Genomic DNA, 22,140 nt, shown 5'->3' on the forward strand with positions numbered 1-22,140 from the left:
GCGGACCGAATCCGTAACTCCGGGAGCGGACCGCCCTGGCGACGCGGCCGGCGTCCGCGGGGCGGCCTGACGGCTTAGGGGGCAAACATGGCCGGAAACGACGGCTACCAGGATTTTCACCTCGACGGTGACTGGCCGGGAACCGACGCCAAGGGTAAGACCGACGTCCACCACACCAACGTCGAGAACCTCCTCAGAGACCTTCTGACGGACGTCGAGCAGCTGAAGGGCGTCAAGTCCGGCTCGCTGTCCCATCTTCGGGCGTTCGGGAAGGTCTCCCCCACGCACCTCGGCGAATGGGACGCGGCGCAGCAGCTCGGCACCGTCCTCGGCCAGGGGCACACGGCGGTCACCGCCAGCTACGAGAAGCTCATCGCCCAGTACGAGGCGGCGATCGAGACGATCAGGACGGCGTACGGCAATCTCAAGAACGCCGAGACGGCCAGTACGGTCGACCAGGTCAAGCTGGTCTAGTCAAACAGCGAGGCGATGGGTCCAAATGGCGCGCATCAGCGATATCCAGCCGGTCCGGGCTGGCACGGCCGCCCCCCAGGGGGACGCGGACTCCTACGGCAGCGTCGAGCACGTCAGGAAGCTGCTGAACAACACCGACCCCGGCGGGGTGTCGGAGGCGGGCAACGCCTACATCCTGGCCGCAGGGGTGCTCGACGGCCTGGTCACCAATCTCCGGACGGCCGCCGACAAGCTGTCCAAGGACTGGCAGGACTCCTTCTCCGCCGAGGCGCAGAAGGCACTGCAGCTCCTGCACGGCTCGGCGCGCGAGGTGGCGGAGCGGGCGCGCCAGGTCGGCACGGCCCACAACACCTACGCCGAAGAGCTCACCAAGGCCAAGGCGGACCTGCCCGAGAGCGGCATGTTCAGCTTCGACGACGACTGGTACGGCTGGCTGACCAACGGTGGGGACGGCTCGGAGAACGAGCAGGCCCGCCGGCACATCGAGGAGCTCAACAACAAGATCACCTCGGTCTACCAGAGCCTGCCCGAGACGGTCACGACGGTGCTCCCGTCGCCGACCGGCGCGATCACGCCGCCGGTCATCCCCGTGAACTACGACGGGACCGACCCCTACAACGGGGGCAGCGGTCCCTACGGCAAGTACCCGGGGTCCAACTCGACGACCTACCCGGGGTCCGGCTTCGACCCGACCGGCACGGGGAACGGCACCGGCGACGGCTCGACCGTCATCCCCGGCGAGGGCACGGGGTCGGGTGACGGGACCGGGACAGGCACCGGCACCGGCACCGGGAATGGCTCGGGGAACGGCAACGGGACCGGCACCGGGAACGGCAACGGCACGGGGAACGGCAACGGGACGAACCTCCCGGGCGGCATCAACGACCCGTCCGGTCAGAACGGCGCCGGGGGCAACGGGGGCGCGGGCATCAACCCGAACGACCCCCGCACCACCAACCTGGCCGGGTTCGACCCGCGCACCAACCCCGCACTGAACAACCCGGCGCTCAACAATCCCGCCCTCAACAACCCCGCACTCAACAACCCGGCGCTGAACAACCCGGGGCTCAACGGAATCGGGACGAACCTCCCGACCGGCGTGAACGGGACGACCTTCACCAGCCCTACGGGCGTGGGGTCCGTCCCGATCGGCTCGGGTGTCAACGGGGTCGGCGGCGCCGCCGGACTGAACGGCGGCACCGGCTACGGGGCGGGCTCCGCGCTCGGAGCCGCCCAGAACGCGGCGCGCGGCATGGGCGTGGGCACGGGCCCCGGCGGGATGGGCGGCATGCCGCTCATGCCGATGGGCGGCTCCCCCGCGGGCGGCGAGAACCAGGAGCGCGAGCGCTCCACCTGGCTCACCGGCGACGAAGACGACTGGTGCACCAACCAGCAGGTGGCCCCCACCGTCATCTGCTGACCCCGCTCAACCCTCGGCGGGCGGCCCCTCGACCGCCCGCCGTCCGCCCCTCCGAGCTCTTCCCGAACCGGGGATCAGCCCGCTGCCGGCCGGTACTGTCCGCCAGCCCACCGGCGCGATGACGGCCGGGGCGCTGAAGCTCGGATGCCGATGTGGCGAAGTCGAGATGTCGAAAAGGGTGCCCCCGCCCGCCCAGCGTGGGCGGGGGCACCCTTTTCGGCGTGCCGTACCCTGGCCGTTCGCCCGGCCAGGGCCGCCACGTGTCCCCCCGGCTCTGCCGGTGTCCCGCGAACCCCTCCCCGGTACACCGGCCCTCCCCTTGCCGACGCCCCGAGCCGTTGGGCGCCTGGCATCAAGGTTCCACGCGCCGCTTGCAAGTCACTTAAAGCCCGCTTGACACATATGCCACCAACCACCACATAGACGACTCCGGCCCCCGGCACCGCGCCGAGAAGCCGAAGCCGATCAGCGACCCGCACGCGACGACGGCGCGGTCCACGGCGCGGTCCACGGCGTCGTCCACGGCGTCGTCCAGGCGCGTTCCTAGGCCCGCAGGCGGCGGGACACCACTCCCAGCAGCCGCCTGCCGGAGAAGTAGCCGAACCTGCGCGAGTCGACGCTGACGGCGGGGTTGTCGCCCAGCAGCACCAGGCAGTCCTCGGGGACCCGCGCGCCGGGATCGGCGGAGGCCTCCATCACCTCGGGAACCGGGTCGCCGGGGACGGCCACCGCCCGCTTGATGATCCACTGTCCGGGCGGCACCGGGTCCGTCATCACCACGACCTGGCCCGGGCGCACCGCGGACAGCGGCGTCCTGCGGACCAGCACGCGCTCGCCCGCCCGGTAGGTGGGCTCCATGCTCTGGCCGTGGATCGTCACCACCAAGAAGCGGCGCCGCAGCCACGCCCACATCGCGGCCAGCGCCAGCGCCACCAGTGCGGCCGTCGAGATCAGTCCCGTCACGACTCCCTCCCGGTGAGAGCGGCCGCGTCGCGGTGACCCTCCGGCCCGGTGAGAGCGGCCGCGTCGCGGTGACCCTCCGGCCCCGTGAGAGCGGCCGCGTCGTGGTGACCCTCCGGCTGGACGGGGGCTGCGTCGCGGTACTCCCCGAGCTCCAGGAGGGCCGCGTCGCGGCGTTCCCCGGGCGCCGAAGCCGCCGCACGACCCTCCGCCTGGACGGGGACCCCGTCGCGGTAGCCCTCGGCCTGGAGGGTGAAGAGCTTGGCGTACGCGCCGCCGGCGAGCATCAGGTCCTCGTGGGTGCCGCGTTCGGCGACCCGGCCCTCTTCCAGCACCACGATGAGGTCGGCGTCGCGCACCGCGCCGAGCCGGTGCGAGATGAGCAGGCTGGTGCGGCCTGCCCGCAGGGTCCGCAGCCGCCGGTGGATCTCGTGCTCGGCCCGGGCGTCCAGCCCCGCGCTCGGCTCGTCCAGGATCATCACCTCGCAGCCCTCGCGGAACAGCGCCCGGGCGAGCGCCAGGCGCTGCCACTGCCCGCCGGACAGGACCACTCCCGTTGTGGGGTCGTCCTTGTCCATCTCGCCGAAGAAGGCGCGGCTGAGCATGGTGTCGTAGCCGCGCGGCAGGTCGCGCACGACCTCGTCCACCCCCGCCCGGCCCGCGGCGGCCACGACGCGTTCCCTGTCCCCCATGGCGGGCAGGTCGCCGAGCCCGATGTTCTCGGCGGCGGTGAAGTCCCAGGACATGTAGTCCTGGAAGACCGCGCCCAGCCGTTCCCTGAGGTCCGCGGGCTCCATGTCGCGCAGGTCGACGCCGTCCCAGAGGATGGAGCCAGACGTCGGCTCGTAGAAGCGGCACAGCAGCTTCACCAGCGTGCTCTTGCCCGCGCCGTTGAGACCCACCAGGGCCACACACGACCCGTGCGGGATGGTGAGGTCCACGCCGCGCAGGATCCACGGATGGTCGTCGCTGTAGCGGAACCAGACGTCGCGCAGTTCGATGTCGCCGCCCCTCGGGGCGGGCCGGGGACGCGCCGGCCGGGGCAGGTCGGGCCCCATCCGCTCAAGGGTCAGATAGTGGCCGAACATGAGCAGTTCCTGGTGGGTGTAGGCGGCCTGCTCGGCCAGCGAGCCCACCGCCGTCTGCACGGCGGCCACCGCGACCACGAACATGGACACGTCGCCCACCGTGCCGTCGCCGTTCAGCGCCGCGTTGATCGCCAGGATCAGCCCGAGACCGGCCGCGACCGCGCCGGCGAGGCTCAGCGCCGACTGCGTGACCAGTTCGCGGCGGTCGAGCCTGCGGTGCTCCGCGTTCGCCCGAATGCGCTCGGCCCTCATCCGCCCCTGCAGGAAGACGCCGAGCCCGAAGAGCCTGATCTCCTTGGCGGCCTGCACATCGGTGAGCAGCCGCCCGTAGAACAGCTCTCTGCGTTCGATGGGGCTGATCTGCCACATCACCTGGGCGCGCCGGCGGCTGAGGGACAGCTCCGCGATCAGCGTGGGCAGGGCGGCGCCCAGGACGGCCACGGTGGCGAGCGGGCTGATCACCGCCAGGGAGACGACGAATCCGAGCACCGTCACGGCGCCCTGCGCGATGCCGAGCGCCCCGTCGGCGATCTGGCCGGAGGTGTGGCGAGCGGCCTGGTCGGCCATGCGCAGCCGGTCCAGGAAGACCGGGTCCTCGAACCTGGCCAGCCCGGTGAACCCGTTGACCTTCGTGTACAGCCGGTCCTGCGCCCGCAGGGCGGTGGACCGCTTCAGCTCGTCGCGCAGGTACCGCCGGGTCTGCGGCAACGTGAGCGTCAGCGCCCCGAGGGTCACCAGGGCGACGGCCGCGGGCAGCACCGCGGACCGGTCGCCCGCCAGCCCGTCCAGGACGATCTTGGTCAGCCAGGCCGCCGCGACGGGGATGGCCGCGGCGAGCAGGGAGACGGCCACGTGGCCCGTCAGCAGCAGCGGCCCGGCCTCCCAGCTCAGCCGCAGCGCCGCGCCGAGCTCTCGCGCGCGGGACCGCACGCCTTGCTCCCCGCCGGTCATACCGTGATCGGCGCGGTCAGGGCGGACAGGTCGAAGCGCGCCGCCGCGATGGACGCCTCCGGGCCCACCAGGCAGAACGTGGGGAAGGCCCGCACTCCGAAGGCCGAGGCCACCGGTCCTTCGTGGTCCTCCACGACCACGCGGGTCACCTCGGCGAGCGCGAGGACCATGGGGTCGGACTCCTCGGCGCCGGCCACCACGGCCAGCGCCCGGTCCCGTCCGCCGCGCAGCGCCCCGGCGTGGGCGAGGAACCCCGGCAGGGCGGCGCGGCACGGCTCGCAACCGGGCGAGAAGAATCCGACGACCGCGCCGGCGTCCAGCATCGCCCGGGACACCGGCTCATGGTGGACGGTGCCGGCGGTGAAATCTCCGATGGGCGAACCCGGCGCGGGCAATCGTCCGGCGGGCCCCATTCCGGACAAGTCATCAAGCCTTTTCGTGTGTTCCCTTATTCGCCGCACCAAAGCGAGCGTCATCAGAAGATTCAGCCCGCAGAGGATGCTCAGCACGATCGCGACCGCGGTCAAATAGGGCACTGCATCCGGTCCTCTCTGATGGTGTTCCGCCGGCCGGGCGGACCCGGCCGGCGGAGGCGGATTCTCGGACTACGGGCAGGGATCAGCGGGGAAGGACGGGGCCGGACACCTACGGGCGGTAGAGGCAGGCGTCACAGATGACCACGTTGCTGTCGGGGTAGTAGCAGCAGTATCGGGAGTGCCGGCCGCCGCACTGCTCGTACCAGCAGGACGCGGCCTCCGCCCGGCCCTTGGGAACCATGACGCCCAGGAGCCGGTCGGCCAGGGAACCGATTTTTCTCACGATCGTTCACCCCTTCTGTGAAGACCGAAACCGAATTCACGGTCACGAGCGATTGTTGAGCGCCGCCGTAGGGGTGGAGTAGAAGAGGCGTAGACATTCTGTTCAAGGACCACGTCCGGATGGAGATCCGCTTGGCGCCGATGAGGTTTCGCTGCCTTGGGCCGCTGGAGGTGTGGGACGGCGAACGCTGGGCGTCCCCGAGCGGCGGCAAGGCCCGGGCGGCGCTCGCCGCCCTGATCGTCAGGGCGGGACGGCACACTCCGGCGGATCACCTGGTGCAGGACCTGTGGGGCGACACGCCCCCGGCCTCGTGCCGCACGCTGGTCCGCGGCTACGTCCTCGCGCTCCGGCGGCTGCTCGGCGACCGCGGCGCCGAGGTCATCCAGTACCGCAACGGCGGCTACCGGCTCAACGCCGGGCGCGAGGCCATCGACGCGGCCTGCTTCGAGGACCTGTGCGACGAGGCCGGGCGACTGCGCGCCCGCGGCGAGCTCGGGCGGGCGCACCAGGTGGTGGAGCAGGCTCTGTCGCTGTGGCGGGGCCCGGTGATGGAGGACGTGCCGGTCACCTCGTCGGTGGCCACCTACGCCGACATCCTGGGTGAACGCCGGCTGACGGCCCTCGAATGGCGCATCGAGGGCGATCTTCGCGGCGGCCGGGCCGAGGGCCTGGTCGAGGAGCTGGTGAGCCTGGTGGCCGAGCAGCCGTTCCGCGAAGGGCTCGCGGTCCAGCTCATGCGCGCCCTGCACCTGTCGGGACGGCGTCCGGAGGCGCTGCGCTTCTTCGCCGGCCACCAGCGGCGGCTGCGGGAGGATCTCGGCGTCGGCCCCGGCCCCGAACTGCGCCGGGCGCACGAGGAGATCCTGCTCGACGAACGGCCCCGCCTCCCTGGACGGCCGCCGGTGCCCGGCACCGGCCGGCCCCGCCCGGGCGCGCCCGCCGACTCCTCCGTCCGCGCGGCCCCGACCGCACCGCAGGACGACAGCACGGCCCACGACACCGGCGCACACGCCGGCGCGGGCCAAGGCGCGGACGCGCACCGGGACAGCGGCGCGGGCGGAGACAGCAGCGCGGGCCGGGACGCGGACGCACGCTGGGACAGCGGCGCGGGCCGTGGGGCGGACGTGCCGCCGGGCGAGGGGGCGGCGGGCGGGGCGGGGCCGCGGCGGCAGGGGGCCGGGGTTCCGATGCAGACGCCGGCCTGTCCTGCCGACTTCACCGGGCGCGAGGAGCTCGTCGAACGCTGGACGGCGGCGCTGGCCGCGGACGGCCCCCGGGCTCTGCGGACCCTCGCGATCTCCGGCCGGGCGGGGGTCGGGAAGACGACTCTGGCCGTGCACCTGGCGCACCGGCTCAGGGACGACTACCCCGACGGCCAGTTATGGGCGGACTTCTCCGGCGACGTCGCGCCCGTCACCGTCCTCGGGCAGATCCTGCGCTCGCTCGGCGTGCCCGGCCCTTCGGTCCCCGAGCCGCTCGACGAGCGCGTCCTGCTCTACCGCAGCCTGCTCGCGGGCCGGCGGGTCCTGGTACTGGTGGACAACGCCGACGCCGAGCCGCAGGTCCGGGCGCTCCAGCCGGGGTCGGCCGGCTGCGCGGTCGTGGCGACCAGCCGCAGACGGCTGCTGGGCCTCGCGTCGGCGTCCTTCGTCGACCTGGACGTCCTCGGCCCCGACGCCGCCATGGACCTGCTCTCCAAGATCGTGACCGACGGCCGGGTCCAGCGGGAGCCCGCCGCCGCGCTGGAGATCGCCGAGCTGTGCGGCCGGCTGCCGCTCGCCGTGCGCATCGCGGGCGCCCGCGCGACGGCCCGCCCGTCCTGGCCGCTCTCGGCGTTCGCGGCCGAACTCCGCGACGAGACCTCACGGCTCGACCGGCTCAAGGCGGGTGATCTAGACGTCAAGGCGGCCATCGGCGCCTCCTACGCGGGCCTGGACGAGCCGCACCGCCGGTTGTTCCGGCTGCTCGGGCTGCTCGACGCCCCCGACTTCCCCCAGTGGGCCGCCGCCGCGCTGACCGGCGCCCCGCAGCGGCTCGCGCAGGACCGGCTGTACGCCCTGGCCGAGGCCCGGCTGGTGGACGAGGTCGGCCCCGACGCGGCCGGGCGGGCGCGTTTCCGCCTGCACGACCTGATCCGCATCTTCGCCCGCCACCGGGCCGAGACCGAGGACGACGCCGCCACCCGGCGCGCGGCGCTGACGCGCGCGCTGGGCGGCTGGCTGCTGCTCGCCGAGGAGGCCGACGCGCGCCTTCCCGCGCGGACGGTGGCCGAGTTACGCCCGGCCGCGTCCCGCTGGCGACCGGAGGCGGCCGACGACCCCGACGACGCCGACGACGCCGACGGCGCGCGTCGCCTCGATCACCCTGACGGCGCGGACGGCACGGACCGCGCCCATCACCTCGACGGCACGGATGACGCGCACGGCGTCCATCGCCTCGACGGCACGGATCACGCCCATCGCCCTGACGGCACGGACGGCGCGGACGGCGCGGACGGCGCGGACGGCGCGGACGGCGCGGACGGCGCGGACGGCGTCGAGGCCATGGTGGGCGATCCGTTCACCTGGTTCGAGGCGGAGCGGCGGGCGATCGCCGCCGCGGTGCGGCAGGCGGCCGCCCTCGGCGAGACGCCGTACGCATGGGGTCTGGCGGCGGCCGCCCAGGGGTTCTACGAGCTGCGCGACACCCCCGAGGGCACCTGGACGCACCGGCTGGCCCTGGCCGCCTGCCGGCGGGCCGGGGACCGCCTGGGCGAGGCCGTCATGCTGCCGGGAGCTCGGCGAGCGGCGCGGCGAGGCCGACGCCCTGTACCTCTGCGGCGACGCCCACCGGATGCGCGGCGACCACGACCTGGCCCTGTCCCGGCTGCGCGAGAGCCTCGCCATCGCCCGGGCCTGCGGCTATCCCCTCGGCGAACTGCACGTGCTGCAGCAGTTCGCCATCATCGACAACGAGCGCAGCCACTTCGAGGAGGCGCGGGCCCATGCCGAACAGGCCATGGCCATCGCGCGGCGGCTCGCCAGCCCCCGCGACGAGTCCGTCGCCCGGGCGCTGCTCGGCGTGATCCACAAGCGGTGCGGCCGGTTCGCCGAAGGCGGCGAGCAGTTGCGCGTCGCCGTCGCCAAGGCGCAGGCCTCCGCGGACCCGTTGCTGGAGGCCATGGTGCTCGCCCACCTCGGACAGCTGTACGCCGACCACGGCCATCCCGACGCCCGCGCGACGCTGGAACGCGGCCTGGCCCGCAGCGCCGCCTGCCACTACGACTTCGGCCGCGCGATCGCCCTGCACGGGCTCGGCCGTCTGGAGACCGCCGAAGGACGTCCCGATCAGGGCATCGACCGGCTGCACGCCGCCGCCGCGCTCTGGGAGCGCCTCCAGCACGCCTACGGCAAGGCGCGCACGACGGCGGCGCTCAGCGAGGCCTACACCAGGAACGGCGACCTGCCCGCCGCGCGCCGCACCCTGATCGCCGCGTGCCGGCAGTACCGCGACCTCGGCGACGAGAAGGAGGCCGCACGCCTCAGCGCCCTGCTCTGGGAGAGCATCGAGGCCCCTCTCTGACCCCCGCCGCCCACGCCGGCGCGGGCGCCGCACCGGACGCGTGCCAGGGCTCGCCGCTGGAACCCGGGCCGTGCGCTTGTCCTCGGCGTCCCGGGGGCGGTACGCCCCGCGTGCCCTGCCGGGTAGGTGGGACGGCAGCCCGGCCGGGGACGGGTGACGGTGAGCCGCCGCGCGGCCCCGGTACGGCGCCTACGCCGTACCGGGGCGCGGGTCAGGACTCGTGGTCGGCGGAGGCCGGGACGGGCTGGTCCCCCTCGACGGGGACCACGCGGCGCACGACCACCGTGCTGATGCGGTTGCGGCGGCCGGCCGTGCTCTCGGCGGTCAGGCTCAGCCCGTCCACCGTGGCCTGCGAACCGGCGATGGGCACCCGGCCCAGGGCGTGGGCCAGCAGGCCGCCCACCGTGTCGACGTCGTCGGCCTCCAGCTCGATGTCGAACAGCTCGCCGAGCTCGTCCACCGGCAGCCGCGCCGTCACCCGGGCGCTGCCGTCCTCCAGCCACTCCACCCGGGGCGCCTCCTGGTCGTACTCGTCGGCGATCTCACCGACGATCTCCTCCAGGACGTCCTCGATGGTGACCAGCCCCGCCGTGCCGCCGTACTCGTCGATCACGATGGCCAGGTGGATCTGGCGCGCCTGCATCTCGCGCATCAGCTCGTCGATCGGCTTGCTCTCGGGCACGTAGGTCGCCGGGCGCATCAGCGAGCCGATCTTCTCGCCCTCGGCGTCGCCGTCCGCCGAAGCCTCGTGCACCCGCCGGACGACGTCCTTGAGGTAGGCGATGCCGACGACGTCGTCCTCGTTCTCGCCGACCACCGGGATGCGCGAGAAGCCGCTGCGCAGCGCCAGCGACAGGGCCTGGCCGAGGGTCTTGCCGCGCTCGATGAACACCATGTCGGTGCGCGGCACCATCACCTCGCGGACCAGGGTGTCCCCCAGCTCGAACACCGAGTGGATCATCTGGCGCTCGTCCGGCTCGATCACCCGGCGCTCCTCGGCCAGGTCGACCAGGTCGCGCAGCTCGGCCTCGGAGGTGAACGGGCCCTCGCGGAAGCCCTTGCCGGGGGTGAGGGCGTTGCCCAGCATGATCAGCAGTTTGGGCAGCGGCCCGAAGATGCGCGTCAGCCCGTACACGATCGGCGCGCTCGCCAGCGCCACCGGCTCGGCGTGCTGCCGGCCGAGGGTGCGCGGCGAGACGCCCACGATGACGTAGCTGATCACGATCATGACCCCGGCCGCCACGGCGTACGCCTGGCCCTTGTCGCCGAGCCAGTCGATGCACAGCAGCGTCACGATCACCGTGGCGATCAGCTCGCAGCTCAGCCGGAGCAGCAGCAGCAGGTTGAGGTAGCGGGGCGGGTCGGCGACGATCGCCTGAAGGCGCTGCGCCCCCCGGCGGCCCTTGCGCGCGAACTCTTCGGCGCGCACCCGCGAGATGCGCGCCAGAGCGGTCTCCGCGCTGGCCAGCAGGCCACCGAGAAAGATCAGAAGGATGGCCGACAACAGCCATCCGCTGGGGGAACTCACGGCTCCCGCCGCACCTCCCGCCACGCGTCGAGCAACTCGCCCTGGAGCCCGAACATCTCGGCGTGCTCCTCGGGCTCGGCGTGGTCGTACCCGAGAAGGTGCAGGATGCCGTGCGTGCAGAGCAGCTCGAGCTCCTCACGGGTGCTGTGACCGGCGTCCGCCGCCTGCTTGGCCGCGACCTGCGGGCACAGCACCACGTCGCCCAGCAGCGCCGGGTCGAGCGGGGCGTCGACGTCCTGACGCGAGCCGCCGGGGTTCGGCCGAAGCTCGTCCATCGGGAACGCCAGGACGTCCGTCGGCCCGGGCTCGCCCATCCACTGCTCGTGGAGCTGCGACATCGCCGCCTCGTCCACGACCAGGATGGACAGCTCGGCCAGCGGATGGATGCCCATGCGGCCGAGCACGTGACCGGCCAGCTCGACGAGCGAGGACTCGTCGACCTCGACGCCCGACTCGTTGGCCACCTCGATACTCATGGTGTTCGTTATCTCCCCCGCGGGCGCTTGGCGCCCTTGATGTCGGCCGGCTCGGCGGTGGCCTCGTCGTAGCGGCTGTAGGCGTCGATGATGTCGCTCACCAGCTTGTGCCGCACGACGTCCGCGCTCGTCAGCCTGCAGAAATGGATGTCCGGGATACCTTCGAGGATATCCTGGACGACCTTCAGGCCGCTCTGTTGCCCGCCGGGCAGGTCGATCTGCGTGACGTCGCCGGTGACGACGATCTTGGCGCCGAAGCCCAGGCGGGTGAGGAACATCTTCATCTGCTCCGGCGAGGTGTTCTGCGCCTCGTCCAGGATGATGAACGCGTCGTTGAGCGTGCGCCCGCGCATGTAGGCGAGCGGGGCGACCTCGATCGTGCCCGCGGCCATCAGGCGCGGGATGGAGTCGGGGTCGAGCATGTCGTGCAGCGCGTCGTAGAGCGGGCGCAGGTAGGGGTCGATCTTCTCGTAGAGCGTGCCCGGCAGGAAGCCCAGCCGCTCCCCCGCCTCGACCGCCGGCCGGGTGAGGATGATGCGGTTGACGTCCTTGTTCTGCAGCGCCTTCACCGCTTTGGCCATGGCCAGATAGGTCTTGCCGGTGCCCGCGGGCCCGATGCCGAACACGACGGTGTGCTTGTCGATCGCGTCGACGTACCGCTTCTGGTTCACGGTCTTCGGCCGGATCGTGCGCCCGCGCGAGGACAGGATGTCCAGGGACAGGACGTCGGCGGGACGGCCGGAGCTCATGCGCAGCATGGCGATGCTGCGCTCGACGGCGTCGGTGGTGAGCTGCGCTCCCGATCGCGCCAGCTCGACCATCTCCTCGAAGAGGCGGACGACCAGGCCGCTCTCCTCAGGGCTTCCGCTGATCGTGATCTCGTTGCCGCGGACGTGGACGTCCGCGCGGAACGCGGCCTCGATGACCCGCAGCAGCTCGTCGCGGGAACCGAGGATGGTCACCATCGGGTGCTCGTCGGGGATCACCACCTTGGCCTGCGTGCGCGACGGGCCCTTGGTTCGAGGCGGTTCGCTTGTGGTCCGCGCGCCGTTGGGCGCGCTGCGGGGTTCGTATGACTCGGACATGGGCGGCCCTTGCGGCCTGCTCGCCTCCCGGTCTTGTGCGTCGTCGGTCGCGCTCGTGCGGCTTTCGGCCCGGTGCTGCGTCCCGACCGCGCGGTTGATTACCCCATGGTATCCGGGCCGGGCTCAGCCCGGTGGCCACTGGAGGCCGCGGCCGCCCAGCACGTGTCCGTGCACGTGGAACACCGTCTGACCGGCCTGCGGCCCGGTGTTGAACACCAGGCGGTACCCGGTGTCGGCCACGCCCTCCTGCACGGCGACGTCGTGCGCGGCCTTCAGCACCGCGTCGGCCAGGCCGTCGTCGGCGGCGGCCAGCGCCGCGGCGTTCTCGTAATGCCCCTTGGGGATCACCAGGACGTGTGTCGGCGCCTGGGGATTGACGTCCCTGAAGGCCAGCGTGCGCTCGGTCTCGTGGACGACCGCGGCGGGGATCTCCTTGGCCACGATCTTGCAGAACAGGCAGTCTGTCACGCCCGCATGGTAGTCACCTCTGTTGCCAATCGGTAATACCGAGGAGGTCCCGCGGAAAGATCCGCGCGGCTAGGGTTGGTGTGCGACACTTCAGCGTCAGACAGCGGTCAGTGTCGGCCAGGCCATCGGCGAGGACACAACTGGGTCATGCCCCCTAAAGAATCGCCAGAGCGTAAACCCTCTGGAAAGGCCGTGCGTCCAACAGATGTGACCACCGAGACCCTCGTGGCCGAAAGGTCGCTGGGGGCGGTGCCCGTCGGATGGGACGCCGACATGGCCGTGACGGCGCTTTACAGCGCCCACTATCGGTCTCTTGTGCGTCTCGCCATGCTGTTGGTGCGCGATACCGCGACCGCGGAGGAAGTCGTGCAGGACGCGTTCGTCGCCCTCCATGGGGCGTGGCGCCGCCTGCGCGACACCGACAAGGCACTCGCCTACCTGCGCCAGTCGGTCGTCAACCGATCGCGCTCAGTGCTCCGCCACCGTGCCGTCGTGGAGAAGTACGCCCCCAAGGGGCTGCCCGACGCGCCGAGCGCGGAGAACGGAGCCATAGGAGAGCTCGAGCGGTCCGCCGTGATCGAGGCACTGCGCGGTCTTCCGACCAGGCAGCGCGAGGCCTTGGTTCTGCGTTACTACGGCGACCTCTCCGAGGCCGAGATCGCGCACGCCATGGGCATCAGCAAGGGCGCGGTGAAGAGCCACACCGCCCGCGGCATGGCCGCACTACGCACGACACTGGAGCAATTGTCATGACCGAGTCCCCCGACGAGTACGGCGAGGTCCTGCGCCGTGTCTTGCGCGCGGAGGCGGATTCTGTCGTGCCCTCCGCGGAAGGATTGCAGATCATCCGCACCCGCATCGAGCAGCGCGGCGTGCGGGGCATCTTTTGGTGGCGAGCCGCCGCCTCGGCGTTCGGCGCCGTCCTGGTGGCCGCCGCCGTGGTGATGTTCGTGCCGGGCCTGAAGGTCCAGATCGGCACCGGCCAGCACATCATCCAGGTGCAGTACGACACCTCACCTCCCGACGAGTCGAGCACGCAACGCCCGCCGAACGGCGTCCACGCGTCGTCGGCGGTCGTCGGCTCGCCGACGTCGCGGCCGGCCGCGTCGCCCAGCGGGACGGCGCCGGCGGTCCCCTCGCCCTCGGTGACGGCGTCGCCGGGCAACGACTGCGCCACCGCCGCGCCCACCGCCGTGGAGCCGGACGCGTCGGATTCGCCGCAGCCCTGCGCGGAGCCCACGGCCACCGAGTCGCAGCCCGACCGGACGACCGAGCCGCGGCCCACGCCGAGCCGCCAGAGCACGACGCCCACGCCCACGCGGACCGCCTCGGCCACCCCCAAGCCGTCTCCGAGGCCGACGGTGGAGCAGCCGACCCCGACCGCCTCCCAGGCCCCCAGCGACCCCCCGGCGCCCACGGCCACCCCCTTGATGACCACCGAGGCCGACAGCAGCACGAACACCTCCCAGGAGTAGCCGCCGTCCCGACCAGGGCACGGCGGCTCCTCCCGGCCCGGCGCCGGTCTTAGGCCGACGCCCTCGCGAGCAGGGCTCTGCTGGTGAGCCGGGCTTTCGATGAGCCGGCGCCGCCCTGTGGGCGGATGCTTCTCGCAGTCGCAGTCGCAGTCGCAGTCGCAATCGCAGTCGCAGGCCTAGGCGCGGCCGGCGGCGGCGGTGTCAGCGGGGGCGGCGTCCGGGAGAGTTCACCAGCGGCCTGAGCGGGTGAGCAGGACGGCGGCGGCGGCGACGCCGGCGGTCGAGGTGCGCAGCACGGTCGGGCCGAGCAGGGCAGGAGCGGCGCCGGCCTCCTGGAACCGCTTGATCTCCTCGTCGGTGATGCCGCCCTCGGGGCCGACCACCACCACCATGTCGCCGCTCGCCGGCGGCTCCAGGCGCGACAGCGGCACGACGGCCTCCTCGTGCAGGACGGCCGCCGCGGCGGCGCCGCGCAGCAGTGCCGCCACCTCGGCCGTGCTCGCCTGCTCGGCGACCTCGGGCAGGTGGAACCGCCGGGCCTGCTTGGCGGCCTCGCGGGCCGTGGAGCGCCAGCGCGCCAGCGACTTGGCGGCGCGCTCGCCCTTCCACTGGGTGACGCACCGGGCAGCGGCCCACGGGACGATGACGTCCACGCCCGCCTCGGTCATCATCTCGACCGCCAGCTCGCCCCGCTCGCCCTTGGGCAGCCCCTGGACGACGACCAGGCGCGGGTCGGGCGCGGGCACCACGCGGCGGCCGACGACCTCCAGCCGCAGAAAGTCCTTCCCGGCGTCGCGCACGGCGCACTCGGCCACCGCGCCCGCGCCGTCGGTCAGGTCGACCCGTTCGCCCGCCCTCAGCCGCCGCACGGTGGCGGCGTGCCGCCCCTCGGGGCCGCCGAGGACGATCTCGTCACCGGACAGGTCGTCGGCCAGGAAAACCGGGACGCTCATCGGCCGTTAAAAGCGTCCCGGAGGCGTGAGAAGAAGCCCTGCTGGCCGGGCGCGAACTTGCCCGGCGGGCGCTCTTCGCCACGCAGCTTGGACAGCTCCTTGAGCAGCTCCTCCTGGGCGGCGTCCAGCTTGGTGGGGGTCTCGACGTTCACGTGGATCAGCAGGTCGCCCCTGCCGGTCTCGTTGAGCCGCTGGATGCCCCGCCCGTACAGCGGGATGACCTGACCCGACTGGGTGCCGGGGCGCACGTCCAGCTCTTCGGCCCCGTCGAGCGTCTGCACGGTGAGGATCGTGCCGAGCGCCGCCGCGGTCATCGGGATCTGCACCGTGCAGTGCAGGTCGTCGCCGCGCCGCTCGAACGTGTCGTGCGGGCGCTCGACGATCTCGAGGAACAGGTCGCCGGGCGGGCCGCCGCCGGGGCCGACCTCACCCTCGCCGGCGAGCTGGATGTGGGTGCCGTCCTCGACGCCGGCCGGGATGCGGACCTTGATCGTGCGCCGGGTGCGCACCCGCCCGTCGCCGGAGCACTCCTGGCACGGGTGGTGGATGACCGAGCCGAACCCGCCGCACTGGGGGCAGGGCCTGGCGGTCATCACCTGGCCGAGGAACGACCGGGTGACCTGGGAGATCTCGCCGCGGCCGTGGCACATGTCGCAGGTGTCGGGATGGGTGCCGGCCGCCGCGCCCGACCCCTGGCACACCTCGCACAGCACGGCGGTGTCCACGACCAGCTCGCGCGTGGTGCCGAACGCCGACTCGGCCAGGTCGAGCTCGACCCGGATGGTGGCGTTGCGCCCGCGCCTGGCCCGCGAACGGGGGCCGCGCGCGCCGCCTCCGCCGCCGAAGAAGGCGTCCATGATGTCGCTGAACGGGAACCCCGCGCCGAAGCCCGCCGCGCCGGGGCCGGCCGCTCCGGCGCCGCCGAAGGGATCGGCGCCGAGATCGAACATCTGGCGCTTGCTCGGGTCCGACAGGACCTCGTACGCCTGATTGATCTCCTTGAAGCGCTCCTGCGTCTCGGGATCGGGGTTGATGTCAGGGTGGAGCTCACGTGCGAGGCGGCGATACGCCTTCTTGATCTCGTCCTGAGTGGCGTCACGGCGCACCCCGAGGATGCCGTAATAGTCGCGGGCCACTTAGGATCCCGCCAGGATCTGGCCGACATAGCGTGCCACTGCGCGCACCGCTCCCATCGTCACCGGGTAGTCCATTCGCGTCGGGCCCAGCACTCCGAGCCGGGCCAGTTCATTGTCGCCCGAACCGTACCCGGCGGCGACGATCGAGGTGCCGTGAAGCCCGGAGTAGGGGTTCTCCGAGCCGATGCGCACGGTCAGGGCGGAGTGGTCGTTCGCCTCGCCGAGCAGGCGCATGAGCACGACCTGCTCCTCCAGCGCCTCGAGCACCTCACGCAGGCCGACGCTGAAGTCGCCCGCGAGATTCGCCGCGCCGGCGAAGACGATCTTCTCGTCGTGCCGCTCGACCAGGGTCTCCAGCAGGACCGACAGGATCGTCGTCGCCATCGGCCGGTCGCCCTCGGGCAGCCGTTCGGGAAGGTCGGCGACCGTCTCGGCCACCCGGCCGAGCCTGCATCCGTCGAGGCAGGCGTTCAGCAACGCCCGCAGGTGGGCGACCTGGTCGTCGGCCACCACGTCCGGCAGGTCGACGACCCGCTGCTCGACGCGGCCGGTGTTGGTGATCACCACGAGCATGATGCGCCGCTCGGCCAGCGGCACCAGCTCGACGTGCCGGACCGTCGAGCGGATGAGCGACGGGTACTGCACCACGGCCACCTGGCGGGTCAGCTGCGCCAGCAGCCGCACGGTGCGGGTCACGACGTCGTCGAGATCGACGGCGCCCGCCAGGAACGTCTCGATCGCACGGCGCTCGGCGGCCGACAGCGGCTTGATCTGGGACAGCCGGTCGACGAACAACCGGTAGCCCTTGTCGGTGGGGACCCGCCCCGCGCTGGTGTGGGGTTGTGTGATGTAGCCCTGCTCCTCGAGCACGGCCATGTCGTTGCGCACGGTGGCGGGCGAGACCCCCAGATTGTGACGCTCCGCCAATGCCTTCGACCCGACCGGCTCGTTGGTGGACACGAAATCCTCGACAACGGCGCGCAGAACGGCCAGCTTGCGTTCATCGAGCAACGTGCTCACCTCCCTGCCTCGCGTTCGTGCCTGCGTAAACGCCTGGTCTGGCACTCAGTGTTCCCGAGTGCCAAGTGTACGGCCATGGGCCTCAGGGTGCGATAACTCAGACCGCACCACCCTCCCCACTCTCCCGCGAATCGGCTCGACTCCGCCCATCCCACCACCGCCCACCGCCCCCCGGCGTGGAAACGTGGCCCCTCCCACCCCCCAGACCTCCACCTCGCCCACCCGTCCTTGTGAAGTTGTGCGGTAGGTCCCCCGGACGGTGGAAGTGATCCCCGCACGGCCGACTCGCGGGTCCGCGACAAGCGACGGCGGGCACTCGCCCGGCCGGATGCCCGGCCGATGGCAAGTGGGTTGCTATTCGGCGGCAAGTCATCTGATCCAGACTCGCTTCATGAGCGAGATCGATCCCCGCCTGACCGACGCGACGAGGCGACCGCCGCGTCCGGACTCCTCGGGTCCGCAGGGCACGCCTCCCCAGCCGCAGAGCGCTCCGCCCGGCTCGGGCCCCGGCCCGCACGGCCCCGCCTCCGGCGGTCCGCCGTACGGCGCTCCCGCCGGGCCCTCCCCCTACGGCGCTCCCGCCGGCTCCTCGCCGCACGGCGCGCCCGCCGGCGGGCCGTACGGCGTCTCAGGCGGCCCCTCGCACGGCGGACCCTCTTATGGCGGGCCTTCGCACGACGGGCCCTCCTATGGCGGGCCCTCGCACGGCGGGCCTCCCTACGGCGGGCCTTCGCCTTCGTACGGGGGCCCCTCCTACGGCGGGCCCGCGTCCGAGGCGGCGCACCCGCTCTACGCCTCCCCCGCGCCCGCCGCGCCCGGACCGGTGCGGCCGCGGGTGCTGTGGATCGTGCTCGCCTGGCTCGTCGCGGTGATCTGCGGCGTCGTGGGCATCGTGGGTTTCGCCGGCGGCCTGTTCAAGACCATCACCGACGCGGCGCCCACGCAGACCTTCCAGAGCGGCGGCAGCGTGTCGGTCCCCATGGACCCGAAGGACAAGCCCATCCTGTACGCCTCCGCGTCCGGGCCCACCGACATCAACTGCCTCGCCGTGGACGGCGCCGGCAAGAAGGTCGATCTCACCTCGCCCAAGGCGTCCCAGACGGTGTCCGCCGACGGCCGGGTGTGGGAGGCCGTGTTCGACATCGGCGTGCCCGCCGCGGGCACCTACAAGGTGAGCTGCCAGGCCGAGGCCGGCAAGCAGGTGCTGTTCGGGGTCGGCAAGTCGCTGACCGCCGACACCGGCGCCCTCGCAGGAGGCGTGGCCTCGCTGTTCCTGATCCCGCTGGCCGGGTTCCTGCTCGCGGTCGTCACCACGATCGTCGTCCTGGTGCGGCGCGGCCGGAACCGCAAGCGGCAGGCGGCGGCCGCCGCCCCCTACGGCGCCGCGTGGCCGCAGGGGGCACCGCCACAGGCATGATCTTTGCTAGCGTGCCCAGGTATGCGGGACTACGGACGGGACGTGCTGGCCGGAGACTGGCGGAGGCCGCTGCGCGGCAAGATCCCCAAGGTCCCGGCCGAGCTCGACCTCGTGGTGGAGGACGCCGAGGGGGGCTTCTGCGGCGCCGTGGTGGCCTGTGACAAGGAGGCCGTCACCCTGGAGGACCGCTTCGGGCGGCGGCGGGTGTTCCCGCTGGCGCCCGCCGCGTTCCTGCTGGAGGGCAGGCCGGTGACGCTGGTGCGACCGGCGCCGGAGGCCGCGTCCACGGGGCCCGGCCGCAGCGCGTCCGGGTCGATCGCCGTCGGGGGGCTGCGGGCGCGTGTCGCCCGAGAGAGCCGCATCTACGTCGAAGGCGTGCACGACGCGTCCCTCGTGGAGAAGATCTGGGGCCACGACCTGCGGGTGGAGGGCGTCGTCGTCGAGTACCTCGAGGGCGTGGACGACCTGCCCGCCATCGTGGCCGAGTTCGAGCCCGGCCCGGGACGGCGCCTCGGCGTGCTGGTCGACCATCTGGTCCCCGGGTCCAAGGAGAGCCGCATCGCCGCCCAGGTCTCCTCTCCGCACGTGCTCGTCGTCGGGCACCCCTTCGTGGACATCTGGGCCGCCGTCAAGCCGTCCGCCGTCGGCATCCGCGCCTGGCCCGAGGTCCCGCGCGGGATCCCGTGGAAGGAAGGCGTGATCGAGGCCCTGGGCTGGCGGCTGGAACCGGCGGATGCCTGGCGCCGCATTCTCGGCGCTGTCCGGACTTACACTGACCTCGAGCCGGAGCTTCTGGGCCGGGTAGAGGAGCTGATCGACTTCGTGTCGATCGAGGAGACGCCATGAGCCACCCTCCGAACGACCCCGAGACCAACGCCCCTCACCCCCGCTCCGATCCCCCCACCACACCGGCCGACCCCCTCGACTCCGAACTCCCCACCACCCCGGCGCCCCACCCCGACGCCGAGCTCCCCGTCGGTCGGCCTGGCGAGGTGTCCTCCGTCGCCACACCGGCCAAGCACCGCGAGTCCGAAGCTCCCGGCGCCCCCGCCGAACCCCCCACCTTCGAACCACCCGCCACGCCTGTCCAGCAGTCCGGCTCCGAACCGCCCTCGTTCCGGCACGCCGATGCCGAGTCGGCCGCCGATGCCCCGCTCCGGCAACCCGGCTTCGAGCCCCCCGCCGGCCGACCTGGCGACGTATCCTCCGTCGCCACACCGGCCAAGGACCGCGAGTCCGAAGCTCCCGGCGCCCCCGCCGAACCCCCCGCCTTCGAACCGCCCGCCACGCCCGTCCAGGAGTCTGGAATCGCGTCCTCCGCCACGCCGGCCGACCGCCCTCGCGACGAGCCCGCCGGGTACGGCGCGGAGCACCGGGACACCGGCGCCGCCGAGCACGGGTACGCGCCACCCCCGCCCTACCAGGCGGCGGCATACGAGCAGCCCGGTTACGAGCAACACGGCTACGGACAGCCCGGTTACGGACAGCCCGGTTACGGACAGCCCGGTTACGGACAGCCCGGTTATGGGCAGCCCGGCTACGGACAGCCGGGGTACGGGCCGGCGGGGTACCCGGGCGGGCCGCACGTCCCTGGCAGGTTCGGGCCGCGCCCGGGGTCGGACGACACGACCCTGGCGATGCTCGCCCACCTGCTCGGCCTGCTGACCTCCTTCCTCGGCCCGCTCATTCTGTACCTGGTCAAGAAGGACGAGTCGCCCTACGTCCGCGACCAGGCGGCCGAGGCGCTGAACTTCCAGATCACGCTCTTCATCGCCTACGCGGTCTCCGCCGTCCTGGTTCTGGTGATCATCGGAATACTGCTGATGATCGTCGTCGGCATCGGCTCGCTGATCCTGATGATCATGGCGGCGGTGGCGGCCAACCGCGGCGAGAACTACCGCTACCCCTTCAACATCCGCTTCATCAGCTGACTCCTGCCGAACCGCTGATCGCCCGCTGGGCCCCGAGTCGCCCTTCAGTGCACATGCCTGCCCCTCGCCGGTCAGGTGAGATCTCGGATGAGGGCGTCGGCCAGCAGGCGGCCCTTGAGGGTGAGCACGGCTCGGCCGCGGGTGAAGGGCCCGGGTTGCAGCAGGCCGTCCGCCAGGGCGCGGGCGACGGCCGGGCGGGCGGGCGGCGCGATCTCGGCGAGGGGGAAGCCGGAGTCGAGGCGCAGTTCGAGCATCAGCCGCTCGACCTTCTGGTCGTCCTGTGACAGCACCTCGCGCGCGTGACCCGGCGATGCGCCCGCCGCCAGCCGGGAGGCGTAGGCCGCCGGGTGTTTGACGTTCCACCAGCGCGTGCCGCCGACGTGACCGTGCGCGCCAGGACCCACGCCCCACCAGTCGCCGCCGGTCCAGTAGAGGAGGTTGTGGCGGCAGCGCGCCTGCTCGGAAGCGGCCCAGTTGGAGACCTCGTACCACGAGAAGCCGGCCTGCGACAGCATCTCGTCGGCGATGACGTAACGGTCGGCGGCCACGTCGTCATCGGGCATGGGCAGCTCGCCCCTGCGGATGCGCGCGGCCAAGCGGGTGCCGTCCTCGACGATCAGCGAGTACGCCGAGACGTGGTCGGGCCGCGCCTCGATGGCCGCGGCCAGGGACGCGCGCCAGTCGTCGTCGGTCTCGCCCGGCGTGCTGTAGATGAGGTCGAGGTTGACGTGCGCGAACCCGGCGTCGCGGGCCTCGCGCACGGCCTGGGCCGGGCGGCCGGGGGTGTGCCGCCGGTCCAGGACGGTGAGCACGTGCTCGGCCGCGCTCTGCATGCCGAAGCTGACGCGGGTGAACCCGCCGGCGCGCAGCCGCTCGAGGGAGGCGGGATCGACCGACTCGGGGTTGGCCTCGGTGGTGACCTCGGCGCCCGGCGCCAGCCCGAACTCGCCGTCGATCGCCCGGAGGATCTCGGTGAGATCGCGGGCGGGCAGCAACGTCGGCGTGCCGCCGCCGAAGAAGACGGTCTCCACCGCGAGCTCGGCCTCACCCAGGACCCTGCGGGCCAGCCGGATCTCCTCGATCGCGGTGGCGGCGTAGTCGGCGCGCGAGGCCCCCGGGCCGAGCTCGGCCGCGGTGTAGGTGTTGAAGTCGCAGTAGCCGCAGCGGGTGGCGCAGAACGGCACGTGGACGTAGAACCCGAAGGGCCGCGAGCCGAGGCCCTTCAGGGCCTCGGCGGGCAGCTCGCCCGAGGTGGGAACGGCGTCGCCGTCGAGAAGTACGGAAGGCACGCCCCCAGTCTGCCGCCCGCGGAGGCGTGCCCCCGCACCGCCTGTGGACAACTCACGGACGACGCAGGAGAGATGTCCCCGATGTCCGG

Annotated in this window: 22 protein-coding genes and 1 pseudogene; 9 read left to right on the plus strand and 14 right to left on the minus strand. The window is 72.7% G+C overall.

Features of this window, described 5'->3' with window-relative positions:
* Positions 1 to 87: 87 nt before the first annotated feature.
* Positions 88 to 474, plus strand: coding sequence for a hypothetical protein (locus tag ABZU32_RS00905; RefSeq protein WP_354915340.1), 387 nt, complete (start codon positions 88 to 90; stop codon positions 472 to 474).
* Between the two features lie 25 nt (positions 475 to 499).
* The gene (locus ABZU32_RS00910) at positions 500 to 1,894 is read left to right on the plus strand and encodes a hypothetical protein (protein ID WP_354915343.1); all 1,395 of its coding nucleotides are present in this window, start codon (positions 500 to 502) and stop codon (positions 1,892 to 1,894) included.
* A gap of 543 nt (positions 1,895 to 2,437) precedes the next feature.
* Here ABZU32_RS00910 and ABZU32_RS00915 read toward each other — a convergent pair.
* The 4 genes from ABZU32_RS00915 to ABZU32_RS00930 all read right to left on the minus strand — a co-directional run bounded on the left by ABZU32_RS00915 (position 2,438) and on the right by ABZU32_RS00930 (position 5,712).
* Positions 2,438 to 2,857 carry a S26 family signal peptidase gene (locus tag ABZU32_RS00915; protein WP_354915346.1) on the minus strand — a complete coding sequence of 140 codons (420 nt, stop codon included), beginning with the start codon at positions 2,855 to 2,857 and terminating at the stop codon, positions 2,438 to 2,440.
* Complete coding sequence (locus ABZU32_RS00920; protein WP_354915349.1) at positions 2,854 to 4,872, minus strand: ABC transporter ATP-binding protein; 2,019 nt, start codon at positions 4,870 to 4,872, stop codon at positions 2,854 to 2,856. The genes ABZU32_RS00915 and ABZU32_RS00920 overlap by 4 nt, the downstream gene beginning before the upstream one ends.
* A 17-nt stretch (positions 4,873 to 4,889) precedes the next feature.
* The gene (locus ABZU32_RS00925; RefSeq protein WP_354915352.1) at positions 4,890 to 5,228 is read right to left on the minus strand and encodes a hypothetical protein; all 339 of its coding nucleotides are present in this window, start codon (positions 5,226 to 5,228) and stop codon (positions 4,890 to 4,892) included.
* Between the two features lie 310 nt (positions 5,229 to 5,538).
* Entirely contained in the window at positions 5,539 to 5,712 is a 174-nt protein-coding gene (locus ABZU32_RS00930; protein WP_354835033.1) for a hypothetical protein, read from the minus strand.
* Between the two features lie 140 nt (positions 5,713 to 5,852).
* On the opposite strand from ABZU32_RS00930, the pseudogene ABZU32_RS00935 reads away from it, so the two are divergent.
* Positions 5,853 to 7,451 (plus strand): annotated as a pseudogene (locus tag ABZU32_RS00935) (transcriptional regulator); the annotation flags it as partial.
* A gap of 153 nt (positions 7,452 to 7,604) precedes the next feature.
* Here the strand turns inward: ABZU32_RS00935 and ABZU32_RS00940 are convergent.
* Positions 7,605 to 7,838 (minus strand): hypothetical protein, encoded by a 234-nt coding sequence (locus ABZU32_RS00940; RefSeq protein ID WP_354915851.1) that lies wholly within the window; start codon positions 7,836 to 7,838, stop codon positions 7,605 to 7,607.
* A 147-nt stretch (positions 7,839 to 7,985) separates the two neighbouring features.
* The gene (locus tag ABZU32_RS00945; protein WP_354915854.1) at positions 7,986 to 8,420 is read right to left on the minus strand and encodes a hypothetical protein; all 435 of its coding nucleotides are present in this window, start codon (positions 8,418 to 8,420) and stop codon (positions 7,986 to 7,988) included.
* Between the two features lie 124 nt (positions 8,421 to 8,544).
* On the opposite strand from ABZU32_RS00945, the gene ABZU32_RS00950 reads away from it, so the two are divergent.
* Positions 8,545 to 9,273, plus strand: a complete 729-nt coding sequence (locus ABZU32_RS00950) for a hypothetical protein (RefSeq protein WP_354915857.1) — start codon at positions 8,545 to 8,547, stop codon at positions 9,271 to 9,273.
* Between the two features lie 211 nt (positions 9,274 to 9,484).
* On the opposite strand, the gene ABZU32_RS00955 is transcribed toward ABZU32_RS00950, so the two are convergent.
* The 4 genes from ABZU32_RS00955 to ABZU32_RS00970 all read right to left on the minus strand — a co-directional run bounded on the left by ABZU32_RS00955 (position 9,485) and on the right by ABZU32_RS00970 (position 12,830).
* Positions 9,485 to 10,801, minus strand: a complete 1,317-nt coding sequence (locus tag ABZU32_RS00955; protein WP_354915355.1) for a hemolysin family protein — start codon at positions 10,799 to 10,801, stop codon at positions 9,485 to 9,487.
* Positions 10,798 to 11,277 carry an rRNA maturation RNase YbeY gene (gene ybeY, locus ABZU32_RS00960; protein ID WP_354835039.1) on the minus strand — a complete coding sequence of 160 codons (480 nt, stop codon included), beginning with the start codon at positions 11,275 to 11,277 and terminating at the stop codon, positions 10,798 to 10,800. The genes ABZU32_RS00955 and ybeY overlap by 4 nt, the downstream gene beginning before the upstream one ends.
* 8 nt (positions 11,278 to 11,285) lie before the next feature.
* Complete coding sequence (locus tag ABZU32_RS00965) at positions 11,286 to 12,242, minus strand: PhoH family protein (RefSeq protein ID WP_354835442.1); 957 nt, start codon at positions 12,240 to 12,242, stop codon at positions 11,286 to 11,288.
* A gap of 243 nt (positions 12,243 to 12,485) precedes the next feature.
* Positions 12,486 to 12,830: a histidine triad nucleotide-binding protein gene (locus ABZU32_RS00970; protein ID WP_354915359.1), complete on the minus strand. Its 345-nt coding sequence runs from the start codon at positions 12,828 to 12,830 to the stop codon at positions 12,486 to 12,488.
* Between the two features lie 273 nt (positions 12,831 to 13,103).
* Here ABZU32_RS00970 and ABZU32_RS00975 point away from each other — a divergent pair, with 273 nt between their 5' ends.
* Both ABZU32_RS00975 and ABZU32_RS00980 read left to right on the plus strand, forming a co-directional pair.
* The gene (locus tag ABZU32_RS00975) at positions 13,104 to 13,583 is read left to right on the plus strand and encodes a SigE family RNA polymerase sigma factor (RefSeq protein ID WP_354835444.1); all 480 of its coding nucleotides are present in this window, start codon (positions 13,104 to 13,106) and stop codon (positions 13,581 to 13,583) included.
* On the plus strand, positions 13,580 to 14,305 hold the full coding sequence (locus ABZU32_RS00980) for a hypothetical protein (protein WP_354915362.1): 726 nt from the start codon (positions 13,580 to 13,582) through the stop codon (positions 14,303 to 14,305). Before ABZU32_RS00975 ends, ABZU32_RS00980 begins: the two co-directional genes overlap by 4 nt.
* A 227-nt stretch (positions 14,306 to 14,532) precedes the next feature.
* On the opposite strand, the gene ABZU32_RS00985 is transcribed toward ABZU32_RS00980, so the two are convergent.
* Genes ABZU32_RS00985 through hrcA form a run of 3 tightly spaced genes read right to left on the minus strand, consistent with a single transcriptional unit; the run spans position 14,533 to position 17,405 of the window.
* Positions 14,533 to 15,258 carry a 16S rRNA (uracil(1498)-N(3))-methyltransferase gene (locus ABZU32_RS00985; RefSeq protein ID WP_354835045.1) on the minus strand — a complete coding sequence of 242 codons (726 nt, stop codon included), beginning with the start codon at positions 15,256 to 15,258 and terminating at the stop codon, positions 14,533 to 14,535.
* Positions 15,255 to 16,394, minus strand: coding sequence for a molecular chaperone DnaJ (dnaJ, locus tag ABZU32_RS00990; RefSeq protein WP_354835047.1), 1,140 nt, complete (start codon positions 16,392 to 16,394; stop codon positions 15,255 to 15,257). Before dnaJ ends, ABZU32_RS00985 begins: the two co-directional genes overlap by 4 nt.
* A complete protein-coding gene (gene hrcA, locus ABZU32_RS00995) occupies positions 16,395 to 17,405 on the minus strand; it encodes a heat-inducible transcriptional repressor HrcA (RefSeq protein WP_354835049.1) in 1,011 nt (336 codons plus the stop codon). It lies immediately after the preceding gene.
* Positions 17,406 to 17,805: 400 nt separating this feature from the next.
* Here hrcA and ABZU32_RS01000 point away from each other — a divergent pair, with 400 nt between their 5' ends.
* From ABZU32_RS01000 to ABZU32_RS01010, 3 genes are read left to right on the plus strand one after another with little or no spacing between them, the layout of a single operon-like run.
* Positions 17,806 to 18,831 (plus strand): hypothetical protein, encoded by a 1,026-nt coding sequence (locus tag ABZU32_RS01000; RefSeq protein ID WP_354915365.1) that lies wholly within the window; start codon positions 17,806 to 17,808, stop codon positions 18,829 to 18,831.
* A 21-nt stretch (positions 18,832 to 18,852) separates the two neighbouring features.
* On the plus strand, positions 18,853 to 19,677 hold the full coding sequence (locus tag ABZU32_RS01005) for a DUF3097 domain-containing protein (RefSeq protein WP_354915368.1): 825 nt from the start codon (positions 18,853 to 18,855) through the stop codon (positions 19,675 to 19,677).
* A complete protein-coding gene (locus ABZU32_RS01010) occupies positions 19,674 to 20,762 on the plus strand; it encodes a DUF4870 domain-containing protein (RefSeq protein WP_354915370.1) in 1,089 nt (362 codons plus the stop codon). The genes ABZU32_RS01005 and ABZU32_RS01010 overlap by 4 nt, the downstream gene beginning before the upstream one ends.
* 71 nt (positions 20,763 to 20,833) lie before the next feature.
* On the opposite strand, the gene hemW is transcribed toward ABZU32_RS01010, so the two are convergent.
* On the minus strand, positions 20,834 to 22,051 hold the full coding sequence (gene hemW, locus ABZU32_RS01015; RefSeq protein ID WP_354915373.1) for a radical SAM family heme chaperone HemW: 1,218 nt from the start codon (positions 22,049 to 22,051) through the stop codon (positions 20,834 to 20,836).
* Between the last annotated feature and the right edge of the window lie 89 nt (positions 22,052 to 22,140).

The sequence above is a fragment of the Sphaerisporangium sp. NPDC005288 genome (assembly GCF_040607475.1).
Taxonomy (GTDB): domain Bacteria; phylum Actinomycetota; class Actinomycetes; order Streptosporangiales; family Streptosporangiaceae; genus Sphaerisporangium; species Sphaerisporangium rhizosphaerae.

Coding starts and splice junctions, on each gene's coding strand:
- ABZU32_RS01010 (WP_354915370.1), top strand. CDS start 19,674: ATGAGCCACCCTCCGAACGACCCCGAGACCAACGCCCCTCACCCCCGC.
- ABZU32_RS00980 (WP_354915362.1), top strand. CDS start 13,580: ATGACCGAGTCCCCCGACGAGTACGGCGAGGTCCTGCGCCGTGTCTTG.
- ABZU32_RS00975 (WP_354835444.1), top strand. CDS start 13,104: ATGGCCGTGACGGCGCTTTACAGCGCCCACTATCGGTCTCTTGTGCGT.
- ABZU32_RS00905 (WP_354915340.1), top strand. CDS start 88: ATGGCCGGAAACGACGGCTACCAGGATTTTCACCTCGACGGTGACTGG.
- ABZU32_RS01005 (WP_354915368.1), top strand. CDS start 18,853: ATGCGGGACTACGGACGGGACGTGCTGGCCGGAGACTGGCGGAGGCCG.
- ybeY (WP_354835039.1), bottom strand. CDS start 11,277: ATGAGTATCGAGGTGGCCAACGAGTCGGGCGTCGAGGTCGACGAGTCC.
- ABZU32_RS01000 (WP_354915365.1), top strand. CDS start 17,806: ATGAGCGAGATCGATCCCCGCCTGACCGACGCGACGAGGCGACCGCCG.
- ABZU32_RS00985 (WP_354835045.1), bottom strand. CDS start 15,258: ATGAGCGTCCCGGTTTTCCTGGCCGACGACCTGTCCGGTGACGAGATC.
- ABZU32_RS00965 (WP_354835442.1), bottom strand. CDS start 12,242: ATGGTGACCATCCTCGGTTCCCGCGACGAGCTGCTGCGGGTCATCGAG.
- ABZU32_RS00910 (WP_354915343.1), top strand. CDS start 500: ATGGCGCGCATCAGCGATATCCAGCCGGTCCGGGCTGGCACGGCCGCC.
- ABZU32_RS00950 (WP_354915857.1), top strand. CDS start 8,545: ATGCGCGGCGACCACGACCTGGCCCTGTCCCGGCTGCGCGAGAGCCTC.